At 60.6% G+C, this 20,416-nt stretch carries 17 protein-coding genes and 2 tRNA genes; 18 read left to right on the forward strand and 1 reads right to left on the reverse strand.

Annotated elements, in window-relative coordinates:
* Positions 1-63 precede the first annotated feature (63 nt).
* The 14 genes from ftsH to pnp all read left to right on the forward strand — a co-directional run bounded on the left by ftsH (position 64) and on the right by pnp (position 14,756).
* Positions 64-1,986 (forward strand): ATP-dependent zinc metalloprotease FtsH, encoded by a 1,923-nt coding sequence (gene ftsH / locus MA04_RS05435; protein ID WP_205475452.1) that lies wholly within the window; start codon positions 64-66, stop codon positions 1,984-1,986.
* Positions 1,986-2,837, forward strand: a complete 852-nt coding sequence (gene folP, locus MA04_RS05440; protein ID WP_163126942.1) for a dihydropteroate synthase — start codon at positions 1,986-1,988, stop codon at positions 2,835-2,837. The genes ftsH and folP overlap by 1 nt, the downstream gene beginning before the upstream one ends.
* Positions 2,827-4,161 (forward strand): phosphoglucosamine mutase, encoded by a 1,335-nt coding sequence (gene glmM / locus MA04_RS05445; protein WP_163126941.1) that lies wholly within the window; start codon positions 2,827-2,829, stop codon positions 4,159-4,161. Before folP ends, glmM begins: the two co-directional genes overlap by 11 nt.
* Positions 4,162-4,184: 23 nt before the next feature.
* Positions 4,185-4,934, forward strand: coding sequence for a triose-phosphate isomerase (tpiA, locus tag MA04_RS05450; RefSeq protein ID WP_262459712.1), 750 nt, complete (start codon positions 4,185-4,187; stop codon positions 4,932-4,934).
* Positions 4,935-4,944: 10 nt separating this feature from the next.
* On the forward strand, positions 4,945-5,445 hold the full coding sequence (secG, locus tag MA04_RS05455; protein WP_262459713.1) for a preprotein translocase subunit SecG: 501 nt from the start codon (positions 4,945-4,947) through the stop codon (positions 5,443-5,445).
* 13 nt (positions 5,446-5,458) lie between these two features.
* Positions 5,459-5,545, forward strand: a tRNA-Leu gene (locus tag MA04_RS05460).
* 235 nt (positions 5,546-5,780) lie between these two features.
* Positions 5,781-5,857: transfer RNA gene (locus MA04_RS05465), tRNA-Met, on the forward strand.
* 134 nt (positions 5,858-5,991) lie between these two features.
* Entirely contained in the window at positions 5,992-6,447 is a 456-nt protein-coding gene (gene rimP, locus MA04_RS05470) for a ribosome maturation factor RimP (RefSeq protein ID WP_163126938.1), read from the forward strand.
* Between the two features lie 35 nt (positions 6,448-6,482).
* Positions 6,483-7,988, forward strand: a complete 1,506-nt coding sequence (gene nusA, locus MA04_RS05475) for a transcription termination factor NusA (protein WP_163126937.1) — start codon at positions 6,483-6,485, stop codon at positions 7,986-7,988.
* A gap of 53 nt (positions 7,989-8,041) precedes the next feature.
* Positions 8,042-10,762 carry a translation initiation factor IF-2 gene (infB, locus tag MA04_RS05480; RefSeq protein ID WP_262459714.1) on the forward strand — a complete coding sequence of 907 codons (2,721 nt, stop codon included), beginning with the start codon at positions 8,042-8,044 and terminating at the stop codon, positions 10,760-10,762.
* Between the two features lie 13 nt (positions 10,763-10,775).
* Positions 10,776-11,186 (forward strand): 30S ribosome-binding factor RbfA, encoded by a 411-nt coding sequence (rbfA, locus tag MA04_RS05485; protein WP_262459715.1) that lies wholly within the window; start codon positions 10,776-10,778, stop codon positions 11,184-11,186.
* Between the two features lie 17 nt (positions 11,187-11,203).
* Positions 11,204-12,121 (forward strand): tRNA pseudouridine(55) synthase TruB, encoded by a 918-nt coding sequence (truB, locus tag MA04_RS05490; protein ID WP_163126934.1) that lies wholly within the window; start codon positions 11,204-11,206, stop codon positions 12,119-12,121.
* A gap of 83 nt (positions 12,122-12,204) precedes the next feature.
* A complete protein-coding gene (gene rpsO, locus MA04_RS05495; RefSeq protein ID WP_014996168.1) occupies positions 12,205-12,474 on the forward strand; it encodes a 30S ribosomal protein S15 in 270 nt (89 codons plus the stop codon).
* Positions 12,475-12,662: 188 nt separating this feature from the next.
* Entirely contained in the window at positions 12,663-14,756 is a 2,094-nt protein-coding gene (pnp, locus tag MA04_RS05500) for a polyribonucleotide nucleotidyltransferase (protein WP_262459716.1), read from the forward strand.
* Positions 14,757-15,282: 526 nt separating this feature from the next.
* Here pnp and MA04_RS05505 read toward each other — a convergent pair.
* A complete protein-coding gene (locus MA04_RS05505; RefSeq protein ID WP_262459717.1) occupies positions 15,283-16,602 on the reverse strand; it encodes a Na+/H+ antiporter family protein in 1,320 nt (439 codons plus the stop codon).
* 176 nt (positions 16,603-16,778) lie between these two features.
* Here MA04_RS05505 and MA04_RS05510 point away from each other — a divergent pair, with 176 nt between their 5' ends.
* From MA04_RS05510 to MA04_RS05525, 4 genes are all read left to right on the forward strand, one after another.
* A complete protein-coding gene (locus MA04_RS05510) occupies positions 16,779-17,222 on the forward strand; it encodes a MarR family winged helix-turn-helix transcriptional regulator (RefSeq protein ID WP_262459718.1) in 444 nt (147 codons plus the stop codon).
* Between the two features lies 1 nt (position 17,223).
* Positions 17,224-18,255, forward strand: coding sequence for an HlyD family secretion protein (locus tag MA04_RS05515; protein WP_262459719.1), 1,032 nt, complete (start codon positions 17,224-17,226; stop codon positions 18,253-18,255).
* A 1-nt stretch (position 18,256) separates the two neighbouring features.
* Positions 18,257-19,741 carry a DHA2 family efflux MFS transporter permease subunit gene (locus MA04_RS05520; RefSeq protein ID WP_262459720.1) on the forward strand — a complete coding sequence of 495 codons (1,485 nt, stop codon included), beginning with the start codon at positions 18,257-18,259 and terminating at the stop codon, positions 19,739-19,741.
* A 278-nt stretch (positions 19,742-20,019) separates the two neighbouring features.
* Entirely contained in the window at positions 20,020-20,406 is a 387-nt protein-coding gene (locus MA04_RS05525; protein ID WP_262459721.1) for a hypothetical protein, read from the forward strand.
* Positions 20,407-20,416 lie beyond the last annotated feature (10 nt).

A 20,416-nucleotide genomic window follows, 5' to 3' on the forward strand; every position in this document is an offset into this window, starting at 1 on the left:
GTAAGGTTTAGAAGTCAGTATGCGCACTTGCGCCCGAACGAATCGAGGTCTCCCTTGAACGACATGACCAAGAACATCGTACTGTGGCTGGTGATTGCCGGGGTCCTTTATGTGGTGGCCTCCAGCATCAACCCCCAGCCCAGTCAGCAGATGCTGAACTACTCCTCCTTCATTGAGAGCGTGGAGAGTGGCAAGGTGGCCCGGGTAACCATCGGGGATACCCGGATTTCCGGTGAAATGAAGAATGGCGGCAAGTTCGAAACGGTCAAACCGCCGGCGCTGGACACCAATCTGATTCCCACCCTGATCCAGAATAAAGTGGATGTGGTCGGCAAGGAGCCGGAACGTCAGGGCTTCCTGACCCAGTTGTTCCTGTCGGTGCTGCCGATCCTGTTGATCCTGGCCATTTTCATCTTCTTCATGCGGCAGATGCAGGGCGGTGGCAAAGGTGGCGGCGGGCCGATGACCTTTGGTAAGTCGAAGGCGCGGCTGATGAGCGAAGATCAGATCAAAACCACCTTCGCGGATGTGGCCGGTGTCGAGGAAGCCAAGGAAGAGGTGCAGGAACTGGTGGAGTTCCTGCGCGATCCCGCCAAGTTCCAGCGGCTTGGCGGCAAGATCCCTCGCGGTGTGTTGATGGTGGGGTCTCCGGGGACCGGTAAGACCCTGCTCGCCAAGGCCATCGCCGGCGAGGCCAAGGTGCCGTTCTTTAGTATCTCCGGTTCCGATTTCGTGGAAATGTTCGTTGGTGTCGGTGCCTCCCGGGTGCGCGACATGTTCGATCAGGCCAAGAAGCACGCGCCCTGCATTATCTTCATTGACGAGATCGATGCCGTGGGCCGTTCCCGTGGCGCGGGTCTTGGCGGTGGCCACGATGAGCGCGAGCAGACCCTGAACCAGTTGCTGGTGGAGATGGACGGTTTTGACGCCAACGACGGCATCATCGTCATCGCCGCCACCAACCGTCCCGATGTGCTTGATCCGGCGCTGCTGCGTCCGGGCCGGTTCGACCGTCAGGTGACCGTGCCGCTGCCCGATATCCGTGGCCGCGAACATGTATTGAAAGTGCATATGCGTCCCGTGCCGGTGGCCGAGGACGTGGACGCCAGTGTGATCGCCCGTGGTACCCCGGGCTTCTCCGGCGCCGATCTGGCCAACCTGGTCAACGAGGCCGCTCTGTTCGCCGCCCGCGCCAACAAGCGGGTGGTGACCATGGAGGAGTTCGAGAAGGCCAAGGACAAGATCCTGATGGGCGCCGAGCGCCGCTCCATGGTGATGAGTGAGAAAGAGAAGCTGAACACCGCCTATCACGAATCCGGCCACGCGATTGTCGGCCGGCTGGTGCCGGACCACGATCCGGTCTACAAGGTGAGCATCATTCCTCGTGGCCGTGCCCTGGGTGTGACCATGTATCTGCCCGAAGAGGACAAGTATTCCCAGTCCAAGAGAGGGTTGGAATCGTCCATTTGTTCTCTGTTTGGCGGCCGTATCGCCGAGGAAATCACGCTTGGGTTTGACGGTGTGACCACCGGCGCCTCCAACGACATTGAGCGGGCCACGAAGCTGGCCCGGGCTATGGTGACCAAGTGGGGCCTGAGCGAGAAAATGGGACCGCTGGCCTATGAGGAAGACGAAGGCGAGGTGTTCCTGGGTAAGCAGGTGGGCCAGCGCAAGCATATGTCCGAGCAGACCACCGAGGAAATTGACCGGGAAGTGCGTTCCATCGTTGATCGCTGTTACGCAAGAGCGAAGGAAATTCTGGAGAATAACCGGGACAAGCTGGATCTGATGGCCGAAGCGCTGATGCAGTACGAGACCATCGATGCCGAGCAGATCAACGATATTATGTCCGGACACAAGCCCCGTCCGCCGAAGGACTGGCGCGACCAAGGGCCCGGAAGTGGTGCTTCCTCTTCTGGCGAGAACGCCTCCGACGACGCCAAGCCCGGCGACGACCCCATCGGTGGACCCGCCAATACTCACTGATGCGCCAGATCACTAAACTGACCTGTGGGGCGCGGACACTGGACCTGTCCGCGCCCGTCGTTATGGGTATCCTTAATGTCACCCCGGACTCGTTCTCGGACGGTGGCCAATTCACTTCCCTGGACTCGGCTCTGCGTCGGGCGGAGCAGATGCTCGCCGACGGCGCCGCCATCATCGATGTTGGTGGAGAGTCCACCCGCCCCGGCGCCGATCCGGTATCCGAACAGCAGGAACTGGACCGCGTGGTGCCGGTGGTGGAAGCCCTGACCCGCGAACTGGATGCTCTGGTGTCGGTGGATACCAGTACCGCGAGTGTGATCCGTGAAACCGCCCGCGCCGGCGCGGGTCTGATCAATGATGTGCGCTCATTGCGCCGTGCGGGCGCCTGTCAGGCGGCGGCGGAAGCTGGCTTGCCCGTATGCCTGATGCATATGCGCGGCGAGCCCGGGGACATGCAGGATGATCCCCGATACCAGGACGTCACCGCCGAGGTGATCCAGTTCCTGGAGGAGCGGGTGGCGGTGTGTGTGTCCGCGGGGATTGCCCGTGACAGGCTGCTGGTGGACCCGGGCTTTGGTTTCGCCAAGACCGTGTACCACAATCTGAAGCTGCTGGCGGAAATGGACCAGCTCCAACGTTTGCGGCTGCCGATACTGGTGGGGTTGTCGCGCAAATCCATGGTCGGAAAAGTACTGGACCGGCCGGTGGACGAGCGCTTGCCCGGTTCGCTGGCGGCGGCGGTGATGTGTGTTGAACGGGGTGCGTTGATCGTGCGTGCCCATGATGTCAAAGAGACCGTGGACAGCGTGCGCTTTGCCCGCGCTGTAATGGAGACAGTGGATGAGTCGTAAATATTTCGGTACGGACGGGATCCGTGGCACCGTGGGTGAAGCGCCCATTACCCCGGATTTTGTGCTCAAGCTGGGTTGGGCCGCCGGCCGTGTGCTGGCCGCGCGTGGCGGCAGCAAGATCCTGATCGGCAAGGACACCCGGATTTCCGGCTACATGTTCGAGTCGGCGCTGGAGGCGGGCATTTCCGCCGCCGGGGTGGATGTGCGGCTGCTGGGGCCGATACCGACGCCGGGAATCGCGTATCTGACCCGCACCCTGCATGCCCAGGCCGGGATCGTCATCTCGGCGTCCCACAACCCCTACACCGACAACGGCATCAAGTTCTTTGGCGCGGATGGCCGTAAGCTGAACGATCAGATCGAACAGGACATCGAGCATATGCTGGATGAGCCGATCTCGGTGGTCGGCTCGGATCGCATCGGCAAGGTGCGGCGTATCGATGACGCCCGTGGCCGCTATATCGAGTTTGTCAAAAGCACGGCGCCGGGGCTGAGTCTGGCCGGGTTGACCATCGTCGTCGATACCGCCAACGGTGCCGCTTACCACATCGCTCCGGATGTTCTGGAAGAGCTGGGCGCCAATGTGCTGCCGATGGCCAACACCCCGGACGGCTTCAATATTAACCGGGGTTGCGGCTCCACCAGCCCCGAGGCTCTGCAGCGCAAGGTGCTGGAGAGTGGCGCCGATCTCGGTCTTGCCCTGGATGGCGATGCCGACCGCCTGATCATGGTGGACGATCAGGGTGAGGTGGTGGATGGCGATCAACTGTTGTACGTGATCGCCCGTGATCGTCAGCGCAATGGTGCCCTGCACGGTGGTGTGGTGGGAACCTTGATGTCCAACTATGGCCTCGAGCTGGCGTTGGAGCAGCAGGGGATCCCGTTCGTCCGTGCCAACGTTGGCGATCGCTATGTCATGGAGCAGTTGGACAGTCGCGGCTGGCTGCTCGGCGGTGAGTCTTCCGGGCACCTGGTGTGTCTGGATCGTACCTCCACCGGTGATGGCATGGTGGCGGCGTTGCAGGTGCTGGCGGCACTGAGCCGGGAAGGTCGGGGGCTGCGCGATGCGGTGGCGGAAGCGCCGCTGGTGCCGCAGACTCTGATTAATGTGCGCGGCGATAATCGCGATGGTTTCATGGAGCGCCCCGAGCTGCGGCAGGCGGTGAGTGACGTGGAGGCGGAGCTGGCCGGCAAGGGCCGGGTGCTGTTGCGTCCTTCCGGTACCGAGCCGCTGGTGCGGGTCATGGTGGAAGGGTTGGATGGCGCGCAGGTGGAGCGCCTTTGCCAGCGTCTGGCGGAACAGGTGCAGGCGATTATCGCCTGACCGCTGAATACGGGAACAAGTGAATGACAAGAACGCCGCTGGTAGCCGGTAACTGGAAGATGAATGGCCGGTTGGACATGGTGGAGGCTCTGGGCGCTTCCCTGAGTGGATTGCGGAACAGTCGGGCAGAAGTGGCCGTGTGTCCGCCGTTTCCCTATCTGGCGGCTCTGGCCCGCACTCTGGGCGACAGCGGGGTGCAAATTGGCGCGCAAAACGTGAGTAGCCACGAGGATGGCGCCTTCACCGGCGAAGTCTCCGCGGAAATGCTCGCCGATCTGGGCTGCCGGTACGTAATAGTAGGGCATTCCGAGCGCCGTGCCCTGTACGGTGAAGATGATGAACTGGTGGGTGAGAAGTTTCTTCGTGCCCAGCAGGGAGGGCTGATACCGATCCTGTGCGTCGGTGAAACGCTGCGCGAAAGGGAGGCGGGCGAGACCGAGCAGGTAGTGGTACGGCAAGTCTCATCGGTGCTGGACGTGGCTGGCATCGGCGCTTTCGACCAGGCAGTGGTGGCTTACGAGCCGGTCTGGGCGATCGGTACCGGTGAAACCGCCACCCCTGAGCAAGCCCAGGAAGTGCACGCCCGTTTACGCGCGGCGCTGGCCGCGGAGGACGCAAGTGTGGCTTCCCGCATCCGGCTGCTTTACGGCGGCAGTGTAAAGTCGGATAATGCCGCCCTTCTGTTCGCCCAGCCGGATATTGACGGTGGTCTTATCGGCGGGGCCTCACTGAGCGCGGATGAATTCAGCGCAATTTGTCTCGCGGCGGAATAAACGGTTACTTATGGATATTGTGCTTCATGTGGTCCACGTGTTGACGGCTCTGGGTCTGATCGGCCTGGTCCTGATTCAACACGGCAAAGGTGCCGATGCCGGCGCCTCTTTTGGCGGCGGCGGTTCGCAGACGGTGTTTGGCAGCGCGGGCTCCGCGAACTTCCTGACCCGGTCCACGGCGGTGCTGGCTGCGGTGTTCTTCATCACCAGTCTGGCCCTGGCTTGGATGGCTCGTAACGAGGTCGCCCAGAACTCCAGTATTTTGCCGATGGTGGAAACCGTTGATGAACTGGATGTGCCGGAAAGTGATGCACCGGCGGTGCCGCAATCCTCCGATGTGCCTTCCAATAGCCAAAGCGATGTTCCGGCCGCGGGCACCGATGTGCCTGCCAGCGGTAAGGGCGATGCTCCGACTATGGAAAGTTCTGAAAAAGGCACTTCAGATGTGCCGGCGAGTGATGTAGAATCCCCGCCCCTGGATGAGAGTCAGGCTGGTTCTCAATCCGAGTGATACCAGGTTCTTTGCCGAAGTGGTGGAATTGGTAGACACGCTATCTTGAGGGGGTAGTGGGCTTACGCTCGTGCCGGTTCAAGTCCGGCCTTCGGCACCAATTTGGAATGGGCTTTTTGCAACCGCCATTCTCACGGTTGGTCACCCTTTCCGGGTCAGGAAAGGGGTGCATTGGTAGTAACATCGAAGGCGCTTTTCGAGGCCCTTCGAATTCCCTGGCCAGGGTTAATGGCTCCGCGATGATGCCGCGGTTAAGACTCGGAAAAATAAATACTTTTTTTGAGTTTGCATTGACAACGGCGGCACGAATACATACTATGTGCGCCGCGATTTAGTGCGGGGTGGAGCAGTCTGGTAGCTCGTCGGGCTCATAACCCGAAGGTCGTAGGTTCAAATCCTGCCCCCGCTACCACTTAACGGAACCGCATCCCGGTTCTGTGGTAAGAAAGCCCCTCATCGTAGGGGCTTTTTGTTATTCAAAGCCGGGATGGCGAGTGGGAATGGGCGTTACGCCCATTTTTTGTTTCTGGCGCCGGAATCAAGGCAATGTCAAAACGCACGGAACAGATCAGGGAGCTGCTGGCTCCGGTAGTCAACGACATGGGCTACGAGCTCTGGGGTATCGAATACCTGCAGGGGCGTGGCGCGGTATTGCGTCTGTACATTGATCATGAAGCCGGCATCACCGTGGACGATTGTGTCGCGGTGAGCCATGAAGTCAGTGGCGTGCTCGACGTGGAAGACCCTATCCCCGGCGAGTTCAACCTTGAAGTGTCCTCTCCGGGCATGGATCGGCCGCTGTTCGAACTTTCCCAGTTTGAACGTTACCTCGGCGAGCAGGTGCAACTGAAACTGTTGGCCCCGGTAGCGGGCAAGCGCAAGATGATGGCGACTCTGGTGGCTGTCGATGGTGATACGCTGGTGGTGATGCTCAATGGCGACACTCTGCGTATTCCTTACAGTCAGGTGGACCGCGCTCGTCTGGAGCCACGCTTCGACTGAGCGTGACCTGAAAAAACCTTTGTAAAGGCCTGGCCATGAACAAAGAGATCCTGCTGGTAGCGGAAACCGTTTCCAACGAGAAAGGCGTCAGTCGTGACGTCATTTTCGAGGCCATCGAACTGGCCCTGGCGGCGGCAACCAAAAAACGTTTCAAGGAAGAAGACGTGGAGATCCGCGTGCACATCGACCGGGTTACCGGTGATTCCCGCACCTTCCGCGTCTGGCATGTGGTGCCCGATGAAGACCTCTATGAGTTCGGCAGACAGCTGACTCTCGACGAGGCCCACGAGCACGACGAGAACCTGCGGATTGGCGACGTTTACGAGGAAGAAGTGGAATCCGAGGCCTTCGGCCGTATCGGTGCCCAGACCGCCAAGCAGGTGATCGTGCAGAAAGTGCGTGAGGCCGAGCGTCATCAGGTGATCGAGGAATATCGCGACCGCATCGGTGAGCTGATCAGTGGCACGGTGAAGAAGGCCACGCGTGACGCCATCATTCTGGATCTGGGTGGTAATGCCGAAGCGCTGATCACCCGTGAGCACATGATCTCGCGTGAGAGCGTGCGCCAGAACGACCGTGTACGCGCTTATCTGTTGGGCGTGAACGAAGAAAATCGCGGCCCGCAATTGTTCGCCAGCCGGGCTTGCCCGGAGATGCTGATCGAATTGTTCAAGATCGAAGTGCCGGAGATCGGCGAGGAACTGATCGAGATCAAAGGTGCCGCCCGCGATCCGGGCTCCCGCGCCAAGATCGCGGTGAAGACCAACGATCAGCGCATCGATCCGGTGGGGGCTTGTGTCGGTATGCGCGGTGCTCGCGTGCAGGCGGTGTCCAATGAACTCGCCGGCGAGCGCATCGACATCGTGCTGTGGGACGATAACCCGGCACAGTTGGTAATCAATGCGATGCAGCCGGCGGAAGTAGCGTCCATCGTGATGGACGAAGAAAGTCATTCCATGGACATCGCCGTGGAAGACGAATCCGCCCTGGCCCAGGCCATCGGACGCAGCGGTCAGAACATCCGCCTCGCCTCCGAGCTGACCGGCTGGGAGCTGAATGTGATGACGCTCGATGATGCGCAGAACAAACAGCAGGAAGAAGCCCAGGTGGCCATGGAAACCTTCATGAGCCTGCTGGATGTGGATGAAGATGTGGCGGCGATTCTGGTGGAAGAAGGCTTCACCTCCCTGGAGGAAGTGGCTTATGTGCCCACCGAGGAAATGCTCGCCATTGAAGGCTTCGACGAAGATGTCGTCGAAGCGTTGCGCCAGCGCGCCAAGGACGCTTTGTTGACCCGCGCGCTGGTGTCCGAAGAGAAATTTGAATCGGCCGAACCCGCCGACGACTTGCTGGGTATGGACGGCATGACCCGCGATCTGGCGGTGGAATTGGCCTCCCGTGGCATTGTCACCATGGAAGACCTTGCCGAACAAGCGGTGGATGACTTGCTGGATATTGAAGGGATCAACGAAGAGCAAGCGGCTCAGTTGATCATGACCGCCCGCGCTCCCTGGTTTGAAGATGAGAACGCCGGTGAGTAAGTAGAGCGGTGGGGCAGGGCGCCACCATAAGCGGACAGGAGAGTGTTGCTGACATGGCAGAAACGACCGTAAAAAGTCTGGCAGAGGTTGTGAAGATTCCGGTGGATACGCTGCTTTCGCAGATGAAAGACGCCGGACTTCGTCACACCGACGCAGGTGATGTGGTCTCCGATGAACAGAAGCAGCAGCTGCTCGCGCATCTGCGTAAGTCCCATGGCGCCCAGGACGCGGAGCCCAAGAAGATCACCCTCAAACGTCGCTCCACCAGCACCATCAAGACGACGGGTACCGCCGGTAAAGCGAAAACCGTGAACGTGGAAGTGCGCAAGAAGCGTACCTACGTGAAGCGTGAGTCCATCGAAGAGCAAGAGCGTTTGGAAGCGGAGCGTCAGGCGGAGGAAGAAGCCCGTCTGAAGGCCGAGGAAGAGGCCCGCCGCGCCGAGGAAGAAGCCCGCCGCAAGGCGGAGGAAGAGGCTCGTCGCAAGCAGGAAGAAGAGGACGCTCGCCGCGCTGAGGAAGATGCGCGCCGTAAAGCTCTGGAAGCTGATAGTGCGGCTCAGGGTGGTACGGAGAAAGAGGCCGAGGACAAGAGCAAGCGCGTTTCCGTGCCGAAGACCGCCAAAAAAGCCGACAAGGTGGAGACGGCGGAAGAGCGTGCCAAGCGCGAAGAGGAAGAGCGTAAGCAGCGCGAGGCCGAGGAAGCACGGCGCAAGCAGGAAGCCGAAGCCCGCCGCAAGGCGGAGGAAGAAGCTGCCCGACGTACCGCCGAGGAAGCCCAACGTATCGCCGAGGAGCTGGAGAAGCGCGGCGGTGAACAGTCCCAGGAGAAGAAGGAAGAGGAAGACGACAAGGCCTCCTCCATCGTCCGGGATGCCGTGGAAGCCGGGTACCGTACCGAGGAACGGCAATCGCGCCGGCGTCGTCGCAAACCCAAGAGTGGCGGCGTGGTCCACGGCCAGATGAAGAGCTCCATGAACCGGGAGCACGGGTTTAAAAGCCCCACGGAGAAAATGGTGTACGACGTAGAAATTCCGGAAACCATCACCGTGGCGGAACTGGCTCAGCGCATGAACATCAAGGCCAAGGAACTGATCAAGGCCATGATGAAAATGGGCGAGATGGCCACCGTCAATCAGTTTATCGACCAGGAAACCGCTGTCCTTCTCACCGAGGAAATGGGCCACACTCCAAAACTGGTGAAAGGCGAGGAAGAGGCTCTGGAGGACGATCTGGCGTCTCTGGTGGACCGTTCTGGAGAGCAGGAAGTCTCCCGTGCACCGGTAGTGACCATCATGGGGCACGTCGACCATGGTAAAACCTCCCTGCTGGACTATATCCGCCGCGCCAAAGTGGCCGCCGGTGAAGCCGGGGGGATTACCCAGCACATCGGTGCCTACCATGTGAACACCGAACACGGCATGATCACCTTCCTGGATACCCCGGGCCACGCCGCCTTCACCGCCATGCGTGCCCGCGGTGCCAAGGCCACCGATATCGTGATTATCGTGGTGGCCGCGGATGACGGTGTGATGCCGCAGACGGAAGAAGCGATCAATCACGCCAAGGCCGCCGGCGTGCCGATCATCATCGCGGTGAACAAGATCGACAAGGAACAGGCCGACCCTGATCGGGTCAAGAACGAACTGGCCGCCAAGGACGTGATCCCCGAGGAGTGGGGGGGCGACATTCAGTTCGTCAACGTCTCCGCGCACAGTGGTGAGGGCGTTGATTCCCTGCTGGAATCAGTGTTGCTGCAGTCCGAACTGCTGGAACTGAAAGCCGCCGCCGTGGGCCCCGCCAGTGGCGTGGTGATTGAATCCCGGGTGGAAAAAGGCCGGGGCAACGTGGCCTCCATCCTGGTCCAGGCCGGTGAGCTGGAAGTGGGCGATATGCTGCTGGCCGGCGCATGCTTCGGCCGTGTTCGCGCCCTGGTGGATGAGAATGGCCAGCAAGTGAATAAAGTGGGGCCGTCCATTCCGGTGGAAGTGCTTGGTCTGAACGGTGCGCCGGAGGCCGGCGAGCAGGTTCAGGTGGTGCCGGACGAGAAGAAAGCCCGTGAAGTGGCTGAATTCCGTCAGGACCGTGACCGTGACGTCAAACTCAAGCGCCAGCAGGCGTCCAAACTGGAAAACCTGTTCCAGAACATGGGCTCCGAGGAAACCAAGCACGTCAATATCGTGCTCAAGGCCGATGTTCGCGGTTCCCTGGAGGCGTTGATCGGCGCGCTGACCGACCTGTCCACGGATGAGGTGAAAGTGGGGCTGGTCTCCACTGGTGTCGGCGCGATCAACGAGTCCGACGTCAATCTGGCGATGACCAGTGAGGCGGTACTGCTCGGCTTTAACGTGCGGGCGGACGCCAAGGCCAAGCGCCTGTGCGAAGCGGAAGGCATAGACCTGCGTTATTACAGCGTGATCTATGAACTGATCGACGACGTGAAACAGGCCATGAGCGGTCTGCTGGCACCGGAGAAACGCGAGGAGATCCTTGGCGTGGCCCAGGTGCGGGATGTCTTCCGCTCCTCCAAGTTTGGTGCCGTGGCCGGCTGTATGGTGGTGGAAGGTACCCTCCATCGAAACCGTCCGATCCGTGTACTGCGTGACGATGTGGTGGTCTTCGAGGGTGAGCTGGAATCCCTGCGCCGCTTCAAGGACGACGTCCAGGAAGTTCGTAATGGCATGGAGTGTGGTATCGCCGTGAAGAGCTACAACGACGTCAAGGAAGGCGACAAGATCGAAGTCTTCGAAGTGAAGGAGGTGGCGCGCTTCCTGTAAGCGCGCCCGCACTATGAGTCGTCATCGCCGTCCCCAAGGTTTTCAGCGTACTGACCGTATTGCTGATCAGATTCAACGCGAACTGGCCCGGGTCCTGCGGTTTGAAATGAAGGATCCGCGTGTGGACATGGTGACGATTCAGGACGTCCGGGTTTCCCGGGACCTGTCCTTCGCCGATGTGTATTTCACATTGCTGGGGCGGGACGCGGACGCCGGAACCGAGGCCGAAGCCGTACTGGGCGGTGCCGCCGGCTTCCTGCGCAGCACCCTGGCCCAGACTCTGAATACCCGCACCACGCCCCGGCTACGTTTCCATTACGACCTGACCCCCGAAAATGCCTCTCGGCTGTCACAGCTGATTGACGAGGCGCGGGCGGAGGACCGGGCACAAAGCCCGGATCAGGAAGACCAAGACCACGATTGATCTCGGAGCATAAGACGGTGGGAAAACGACGCCGCGGAGGCCGTCCTCTGAATGGCATTTTGTTGTTGGACAAAACCGATGGTGTGACCAGCAACGGGGCTTTGCAAATGGCCAAGCGTATGTTCGCCGCGGCCAAGGCCGGGCACACTGGTAGCCTGGATCCGCTCGCTACTGGCATGTTGCCAGTGTGTTTCGGCGAGGCGACCAAATTCAGTCAGTTTCTGCTCGACGCGGATAAACGCTACCGGGTCACCGCGCGTCTTGGCGTGACCACGGAAACCGGCGATGCCGACGGTGAGGTGGTGGAAACCCGCCCGGTATCGGTCACCGAGGCCCAGGTTCTGACCGCGCTGGACCGTTTCCTGGGGGAAATCGAGCAGGTGCCGAGTATGTATTCGGCGATCAAGCACAATGGCACACCGCTGTATAAGCTGGCGCGGGAAGGCATTACCGTTGAGCGCGAGCCGCGCCAGGTGACCATTCACGAAATTCGCGAGGCGCGCCTGGAAGGCGAGGACCTGACGTTTGAGGTGGCCTGTTCCAAGGGCACTTATGTGCGTTCCCTGGTGGAAGACCTGGGCGCGGCGCTTGGCTGTGGCGGTCACGTGATCGCCCTGCGGCGCCTGTCCGCCGGTCCTTATCCGGAGGAGCGGATGATTACCCTGGAGCAGTTGGGGCTGCTCAAGGAGCAGGGTGGATTCGAGGCAATTGATGATTTGCTCTTGCCTTTATCCACCAGCGTGGCAGACTGGCCGCGCGTCAATCTGGGTGACAACGCGGCGTATTATCTGCGCCAGGGTCAGCCGGTGATGGCCAGTGACCGCCCGGCCGAGGGCTGGGTCAGTCTTTATCAGGCTTCCACGGAACAGTTCCTGGGGGTCGGAGAAGTACTGGAGGATGGGCGAATAGCGCCTCGTCGTCTGGTATCGGAGTGACCCGGTCGGGTCGCGCAAGCAGGACGGCAGCTATAAATATGCATGGCTGACCGTGACTAATGTTGCATATTGGAGTGTATACAATGGCTTTGAGCGTCGAAAAGAAAGCGGAAATCCTGAAGGAATTCGGTCGTAAGGAAGGGGACTCCGGTTCCCCGGAAGTGCAGGTTGCCCTGCTGACCGAGAACATTAACCAGCTGCAGGGTCACTTCAAGGCCCACAACAAGGACCACCACAGCCGTCGTGGTCTGATCCGCATGGTTAACCAGCGCCGTAAGCTGCTGGACTACCTGGCTGGCAAGGATCGTAGCCGCTACCTGCAGTTGATCGAGCGTCTGGGGCTGCGTCGCTAAGCCCTGGTCATGTTCGATTCACGACGGAAGCTCGGCCATGCCGGGCTTCTGTTGTTTTTGGCGTACCGAAAAAGCAGTGACGAATGCCGGGACGATCCATGGTGAATGAAGGCTATGGCGCCCACGGAGCCAGGGTTATGATGCCCTGGCAAAGACTGATGGAAGAGTGAAGAGAAGAGACGAGAGATATGTTCAATATAGTGCGCAAAGAGATTCAATACGGCGCGGATACCGTGGTGCTGGAAACCGGGCAAATCGCCCGTCAGGCCACCGCCGCCGTTATGGTCACCATCGGTGACACCCAGGTCCTGGTGACCGTGGTGGGCAAGAAAGAAGCGGATCCCGGTAAAGGCTTTTTCCCGTTGACCGTGAACTACCAGGAAAAAACCTATTCCACTGGCCGCATTCCCGGTGGCTTCCTCAAGCGTGAAGGTCGTCCCAGCGAGAAGGAGACCCTCACCTGCCGCCTGATCGATCGCCCGATCCGGCCGCTGTTCCCCAACGGCTTCATGAACGAAGTGCAGATCGTTGCCACCGTGATGTCCTCCGACAAGAACCGCGATCCGGACATCGCCGCCATGATCGGCACTTCCGCCGCCCTGGCGATTTCCGGGATTCCGTTCAATGGCCCGATCGGCGCCGCCCGGGTGGGCTTCAAGGACGGTATGTACCTGCTCAACCCCAGCTACTCCGAGCTGGAAGAATCCCTGCTCAACCTGGTGGTGGCGGGTACCGAGCCGGCCGTGCTGATGGTGGAATCCGAAGCCCAGGAGCTGAGCGAGGACCAGATGCTGGGCGCCGTACTTTACGGCCATCAGGAAATGCAAACCGTTATTCAGGGCATCAAGGCTTTCGCCCAGGAAGTGGGCACCCCGGCTTGGGAGTGGCAGGCGCCGGCGGAAAACGCCGAGCTGAAAGCCGCGATCAAAGCCAAATACGAAGGCGCCCTGGCCGAGGCTTACACCATCACCGAAAAACAGGCGCGCTACACCAAAGTGGGTGAGCTGCGTGACGCTTGCGTGGCCGAGTTCGTCACTGAAGATGAGAACAGCCCGGAAGCCGGCGAAGTAAAAAGCCTGTTCGGCAAGATCGAGAAGAACGTGGTGCGTGAGGGTGTATTGTCCGGCAAAGCACGTATCGACGGTCGTGCCCTGGATCAGGTTCGCGCGATTGACTGTAAAGTCGGGATGCTCAAGAAAACCCACGGTTCCGCCCTGTTTACCCGGGGTGAAACCCAGGCCATCGTTACCGCTACCCTCGGCGGCATGCGTGATGCCCAGTTTATCGACGCCCTGGAAGGCTCCCGTCAGGACCACTTCATGCTGCAGTACAACTTCCCCCCGTACTGCGTGGGTGAAACCGGCATGATCGGCTCTCCCAAGCGCCGTGAAATCGGGCACGGCCGTCTCGCCCGCCGCGGCGTGGAAGCGGTGGTGCCGAACGAGAAGGATTTCCCTTATACCATCCGTGTGGTCTCCGAGATCACCGAATCCAACGGCTCCTCCTCCATGGCCAGTGTGTGCGGCACCTCCATGGCGCTGATGGACGCCGGTGTGCCCCTGAGCGCTCCGGTGGCCGGTATCGCCATGGGTCTGGTGAAGGAAGAGGACGGCCGTTTCGCGGTGCTGTCCGACATCCTGGGTGACGAGGACCACCTGGGCGACATGGACTTCAAAGTGGCCGGCACCGAGCGTGGCGTGACCGCGCTGCAGATGGATATCAAGATCGAGGGCATCACCGAAGAGATCATGGAGAAAGCGCTGGAACAGGCTCAGCGCGGCCGCCTGCATATCCTCGGCGAAATGGCCAAGGCGATCTCCGTGTCCCGTGACCAGGTTTCCGACAATGCGCCGACCCTGCTCACCATGAAGATCAATTCGGAGAAAATCCGCGATGTGATTGGTAAAGGTGGCGCGGTGATCCGGGCTCTGACCGAGGAAACCAGCTGTACCATCGACATCGAGGACGACGGCAGCATCAAGATCTACGGCGAGACCCGTGAAGCGGCCCAGGAAGCGCAACGCCGCATCGAGGAAATCACCGCCGAGGCCGAAGTGGACAAAATCTACGAAGGCGAAGTGACCCGCGTGGTGGATTTCGGTGCTTTCGTACGCATCATGCCCGGTACCGAAGGGCTTCTGCACATTTCCCAGATCGCCGAAGAACGTGTGGAGAAGGTCTCCGATTACGTCAAGGAAGGTGATGTGATCCGGGTGAAAGTGCTGGATGTGGACCAGCGTGGCCGCATCAAGCTGTCCATGAAGGAAGCGAAAGAAGGCTGATTGCGCTTAATTGCACCCTTTCGGGAGTCAGCCAAAATAAAAAGGCCCGCGGATGCGGGCCTTTTTAATGGTTCATCGCGGAATGACGGGAATGGGCGTCTCCATCGGGGACACGGGTCTGTGCGGAGGCCTTCCGGGATCGCTGTAAATACATCCCTGTAAGCTCCCGGTTTGACGTCCCTGTCAAACAGGGTCCCGGAAGGCCTCCGGGCAGACCCGCTTCGAGTGAACCGCCGCGTTCCGGACTCCAACGACGACGGACCTTTCCGGAGAGGGGAGAGGATGCCCTCTCCATCCCGGTGTGCTGGTTTGCTCGCGGTGGACAGGACATCCTTTCCCTTTCCAGAAACGGCCGTCGGTCATCTCGAAGCGGAGCCGTGTTACGCCTTTGCGGAACCTGCTTCACGACGTTCCCGCAACGGCGTAACACGGCTCCGCTGTCCCTGATGGAGGGCAATTCCAAATCCCGTCAAACCGCGATGAACTTTTTAATGCCTGATCAAATGGTGCAGGGCTGATCCGTCGGTTACAACACCATGGCGGCGGTCCAGCCCGCCACCAGTAATGGCAGGTTATAGAACACAAAAGTCGGAATCACGGTGTCCCGGATATGGTCATGCTGGCCGTCGGCGTTGAGCCCCGCTGAGGGGCCCAGCGTTGAATCCGAGGCCGGTGAGCCGGCGTCTCCAAGTGCCGCCGCGCTGCCTACCAGGGCCGCGGTGGCCAGGGGCGAAAAGCCCAGCGCCAGACACAGCGGCACATACAAGGTGGCGATAATCGGGATGGTGGAGAATGAGGAACCGATGCCGAGGGTGATGAATAACCCCAGCAGCAACAAGCCCGCCGCCGCCACACCGGGGCTGTTCAATTGGCCGGTGACGGCTTCCACCAGCAACGGCACCTGTCCGCCCCCTTTCACCACCGCCGCGTAGCCGTTGGCGGCGATCATGATGAAGCCGATCAAAGACATCATCTTCACGCCTTGAGTGAAGGCGTCCTGGGATTCCCGCCAGGGCACCACACCGCCGGCTGTGAACAGCAGAAAGCCGACCAGCGCGCCCAACACAATGGAGTCGGTGAGCAGTTGCAGGCTCACCGCGCTGCCCAGAGCGAGCGCCGCCACTACAAGCGTGCGTGGGGATAACCGTACCTGGTGGTCTTCGCCGGGTAAGGTTACTGGCCGATAATCCCGGGGGTTACGAAACCACCACAGCGCCAGCAGCAGACCCGCCACCATGCCACCGGCTGGCAGCAGCATGGCCCGGGGAATCTGCTCCTTTGCCAGATCGAGGCCGGCCTGGGCCAGGCTGGGTTCCAGCTGTTTGTAGAGAAACAAGCTGCCAAAGCCTACCGGTAGCACCATGTAGGGCGTGATCAGCCCGAACGTCAGTACGCAGGCGGCCAGCCGCCGGTCCAGCCTGAGCCGGGCCATGACTCCAAGCAGGGGTGGCACCAGGATGGGGATGAAGGCGATATGCACCGGGATCAGATTCTGACTGATTACCGCGGCACCCAGCAGGACCAGAATGATCAGGTTGCGCAGCCGCCGCAGCTGTCCGGGGTCGGGTGTGCCGCCGAGGCGGCGGATCAGCCGTGCCGCCAGCCATTCGGTGACGCCGGAGCGGGCGATGCCCACCGCGAAAGCGCCCAGTAAGGCGTAGCTGAGAGCAATCGGAGCGCCGCCGCCCAGCCCTTCGGTGAACAGGGTCAGGGTGTCATGCAGGGACAGGCCACTGAACAGGCCGGCGGTGAGGGCGGCGCACACCAGCGCCAGAACCACATTCAGGCGCGCCAGGCTCAGGCCCATCAGAACCAGAACGGATATCACGACCGCATTGGTCAGCATTGCATTGTCCTCGACGCTGGTGCTCGCGAGGGGCGCAGTCTACCGGGGTTGACTATGGCTGTCTCCGGTGAGGGCGCGGATATGGGTCAAACTATTTGACCCTATTGCCAAATTCATAAGCATGCTTACAATAGAAATCTTAAACCGGCTCTAAAGTTGTTATCCGAGGAGCGAGCATGGGCGGAAGGGACACCACGGTTGGGATGAGCCTGAACGATGTGGCGCGCATGATGCGGCGGGACTTCGATCGTCGGGCCCGGGAGCAGGGCCTGAGCCGGGCCCGCTGGCAGGTGCTCTGGCAGCTTTCCCGGCGGCAGGGCGTGCATCAGGCAGCCCTTGCCGAGGTGATGGATCTGGCCCCCATCTCGCTGACCCGCCAACTGGACCAGCTGGAGGCGGAAGGATTGGTGGAGCGGCGCCCGGATCCGTCCGATCGACGGCGCCGGTTGTTGTTTCTGGCCGACCAGGCCCGGCCGGCGCTGGAACGATTGAAGGCGTTGGCCGAACAAACCCGTGCGCGGGCTTTTGCGGGATTGGAGCCTGCGGATATCGACACGCTTATTCGGATTCTGGCCGCCATGCGCGCCAACTTGTGTGATCGCCCGGACCAGGGAGACTAGAGTGACCTCGATACAACGAACCCGCCGTCTGGGCATGGGCTTGGGCTTGCTGGTGGCGGTGGTGCTGATCCTGTGGCTGATTTTTGGCGGCCAGCGCTACGTCAGCACGGATAACGCCTACATCAAGATCGACATGTTGTCCCTGGCCGCCAACGTCAGCGGGCAGTTGGTGGCGGTGAACGTGGAACGCAATCAGGTGGTGGAGAAGGGGCAGGTGCTGGCGGAAGTGGACCCCCGGCCGTTTCGCATCGCCGTTGCCGAAGCGCGGGCGGATCAGCAGGCGGTGCGCAACCGCATCCTGTCGTTGCGGGGAGACTATGCCCAGGCGATGGCGGAGCGGGATCAGGCCAACCGTGATGTGTCCTATTACCGGCGTGAGCTGCAACGTCTGCAGCGAATGAGGCGCAGTTCGGTGTCCGAGGCACAACTGGACGGCGCCCGACAGAAACTGGACCAGGCTCGCGCCAACGGCTCCGTGGCGGAACAGCGTCTGGTCAGCCTGCGGGCGCAGCTGGCGGGCGGGCCTGATGTGGCGGTGGAGGACCATCCGGATTATCAGGCCGCCACCGCCAAGCTGGAGCAGGCGGAATACGATCTGTCCCAATGCCAGGTCATCGCTCCGGCCTCCGGCATCGTGGGCGGCGAAGTGCCGATGATTGGGGAACGGGTGAACGCCGCGGTGCCGATCATTTCCTTGTCGAAGACCGATACGTTGTGGGTGGAAGCGAACCTCAAGGAAACCCAACTGACCCGGATCGTGCCGGGGCAGACCGCGGAAGTGGAAGTGGACACTTTCCCGGGGGTGAAGTGGGAAGCGGAAGTCATCAGTCTGAGTCCGGCCACCGGTTCCGAGTTCGCGCTGATTCCTCCGCAGAATGCCAGCGGTAACTGGGTGAAAGTGGTTCAGCGGCTACCCGTGCGGCTGCGTTTGCTGCCCAAGGACGGCCAGCCGATCCTGCGCTCCGGAATGAGCGCCGAGGTGAGCATCGACACCGGTGACGAGCCGGAGCAACAAACCGCACAGGCGCAGTAATATGACGCGTATCGAGGACCAGCGTCTGGTCACCGCCAGTATCATGCTGGCGACGGTGATGCAGGTGCTCGATACCACCATCGCCAATGTGGCCCTGCCGCATATGCAGGGCAGTCTCTCCGCCAGTACCGACCAGATTACCTGGGTCCTGACCTCCTACATCGTGGCTTGCGCCATCATGACCCCGACGGTGGGCTTCGTGACGTCGCGTATCGGCCGGCGCCAGGTGTTTCTGTGGTCGGTGGCCGGGTTTACCGTGGCTTCCGGCTTGTGCGGCCTGTCCACCTCGCTGGAACAGATGGTGGCGTTCCGTATTTTGCAGGGTATCTTCGGCGCTGCCCTTGTGCCGCTGTCCCAGGCTGTGTTGCTGGATTCCTATCCGGTGGAAAAACACGGCCAGGCCATGGCGGTCTGGGGGGTGGGTGTGATGGTGGGGCCAATCCTCGGCCCGACACTGGGAGGCTGGCTGACCGAATGGTACAGCTGGCGCTGGGTGTTCTACATCAACTTGCCGTTCGGCCTGCTGGCCTATCTGGGGATCTGGCTCAGTGTGCCGGACACGGAAATCCGGAAAACCCGATTTGACCTTACCGGTTTTGCCCTGCTTGCTCTGGCAATCGGCGCCTTCCAGTTGATGCTGGACCGGGGCGAACACCTGAAATGGTTTGGCAGTCTTGAGATCCAGATCGAGGCGGTGTTGGCGCTGGCGGGTCTGTATCTGTTCGTGGTGCACTCGCTGACCCATAAAGCGCCTTTTATCAATATGGCGTTGTTTCGGGATCGCAATTTCGTCACCGGCGTGATGTTCATTTTCGTAGTGGGGATCATCCTGCTCGCCACCATGGCGTTGCTGCCGCCGTTTCTGCAGCAATGGAAGGATTACCCCGCCGCCACCACTGGCATCGTATTGGCCCCCAGAGGACTCGGATCGATGGTGTCGATGATGCTGGTGGGGCGCTTGATGCGTACCCGCCTCGATCCCCGGGCCCTGGTGATCACGGGACTATGTCTGACCAGTCTGTCGTTGTACCAGATGGCGGGCTTTACCCTGCAGGTTTCGCAGAGTGACCTGATCTGGACGGGCGTGCTGCAAGGATTGGGGCTTGGGTTGGTGTTCGTGCCGGCCTCCGCTCTGACCTACGCCACCCTGGCGCCGTCGTTGCGGACCGAGGGTACGTCGCTGTTTTCCCTTTCCCGTAACCTCGGTTCCAGCGTCGGCATCTCGATCATGACCGCCATGCTGACCCGCAATTTGTGGATCAACGAACAACAACTGGGCGAGCAACTGCAACTGAAGGCCTGGATTGCCCAGGGACTACCGATGAAGGATCTGGTGTCCGGGGTGCCGGCCCAGGTGTATCACACTCTGTTGAGTCAGGCGGCGGAGATCAGCTACATGAACGATTTCCGCTTGCTTATGTGGATCAACATGGCGGCCATTCCGCTGGTGCTGTTATTACGGCGCCAACTCCCTTCGACGGCCTGACCGTTTCCCCATCAGGATGTTTTCCCGTGGTCGCTCCGAGCCCGCTGGCGAGGCGGGTGAACCGCTGTTTCATGTCGGCCAGAAAAACATTATCGGCTGTGCAAATCAAAACTTTAGCTTTTTCTCTGTGGGCATAAAGGCATTAGTTATTAATGCTATTTTGGTTTAAAGATAAGAAAAAAAGCCTTTTTTAAGGTCAGGATTTTCTATTAGAGTCGGAAATGTGAATAAATGAAAATGAAAAAATACCGGAAAAGGGCTGATGAAAGGGGAAGGACATGGACGCGATGGAGCGAGGGAATCGGCGGCTGTTTCGGAAGGGGACGGGTATTGGTGGCGGGCAATGGTGGCGATGGAGTGCGGGGATCGCCTGCGCGTTGCTGATGTCACAAGTCCTGGCCAGTGACGGGCAGGTGCGTTTTCGTGGCAAGATCGCGGTGGCGACGTGCGAAGTGGGAGTGCCTGCCGCCTCCGGGGATGCGGTCCCGGTATCCAGCTGCGAACGGATCAGGCAGGAAGTGGCGGATCCGATGGTGTTGATGAACACTCCCAGCCCCCACATGAGCTGGCACCGGCTCGATGGCAGCGTCATCACGGGGAAAGCGGAAACCATCGTCAGTCAGGCCGCCGATACGCCGACCATCCTGTATCTGAATTATCCGTGACAAGATTAAA

The sequence above is a fragment of the Alloalcanivorax balearicus MACL04 genome (assembly GCF_025532145.1).
GTDB classification, from domain to species: domain Bacteria; phylum Pseudomonadota; class Gammaproteobacteria; order Pseudomonadales; family Alcanivoracaceae; genus Alloalcanivorax; species Alloalcanivorax balearicus.

Bases quoted from the DNA above. Each gene is read 5' to 3' on its own strand.
- ftsH (WP_205475452.1), top strand. From the start codon at position 64: ATGACCAAGAACATCGTACTGTGGCTGGTGATTGCCGGGGTCCTTTAT.
- folP (WP_163126942.1), top strand. From the start codon at position 1,986: ATGCGCCAGATCACTAAACTGACCTGTGGGGCGCGGACACTGGACCTG.
- glmM (WP_163126941.1), top strand. From the start codon at position 2,827: ATGAGTCGTAAATATTTCGGTACGGACGGGATCCGTGGCACCGTGGGT.
- tpiA (WP_262459712.1), top strand. From the start codon at position 4,185: ATGACAAGAACGCCGCTGGTAGCCGGTAACTGGAAGATGAATGGCCGG.
- secG (WP_262459713.1), top strand. From the start codon at position 4,945: ATGGATATTGTGCTTCATGTGGTCCACGTGTTGACGGCTCTGGGTCTG.
- rimP (WP_163126938.1), top strand. From the start codon at position 5,992: ATGTCAAAACGCACGGAACAGATCAGGGAGCTGCTGGCTCCGGTAGTC.
- nusA (WP_163126937.1), top strand. From the start codon at position 6,483: ATGAACAAAGAGATCCTGCTGGTAGCGGAAACCGTTTCCAACGAGAAA.
- infB (WP_262459714.1), top strand. From the start codon at position 8,042: ATGGCAGAAACGACCGTAAAAAGTCTGGCAGAGGTTGTGAAGATTCCG.
- rbfA (WP_262459715.1), top strand. From the start codon at position 10,776: ATGAGTCGTCATCGCCGTCCCCAAGGTTTTCAGCGTACTGACCGTATT.
- rpsO (WP_014996168.1), top strand. From the start codon at position 12,205: ATGGCTTTGAGCGTCGAAAAGAAAGCGGAAATCCTGAAGGAATTCGGT.
- pnp (WP_262459716.1), top strand. From the start codon at position 12,663: ATGTTCAATATAGTGCGCAAAGAGATTCAATACGGCGCGGATACCGTG.
- MA04_RS05505 (WP_262459717.1), bottom strand. From the start codon at position 16,602: ATGCTGACCAATGCGGTCGTGATATCCGTTCTGGTTCTGATGGGCCTG.
- MA04_RS05510 (WP_262459718.1), top strand. From the start codon at position 16,779: ATGGGCGGAAGGGACACCACGGTTGGGATGAGCCTGAACGATGTGGCG.
- MA04_RS05520 (WP_262459720.1), top strand. From the start codon at position 18,257: ATGACGCGTATCGAGGACCAGCGTCTGGTCACCGCCAGTATCATGCTG.
- MA04_RS05525 (WP_262459721.1), top strand. From the start codon at position 20,020: ATGGACGCGATGGAGCGAGGGAATCGGCGGCTGTTTCGGAAGGGGACG.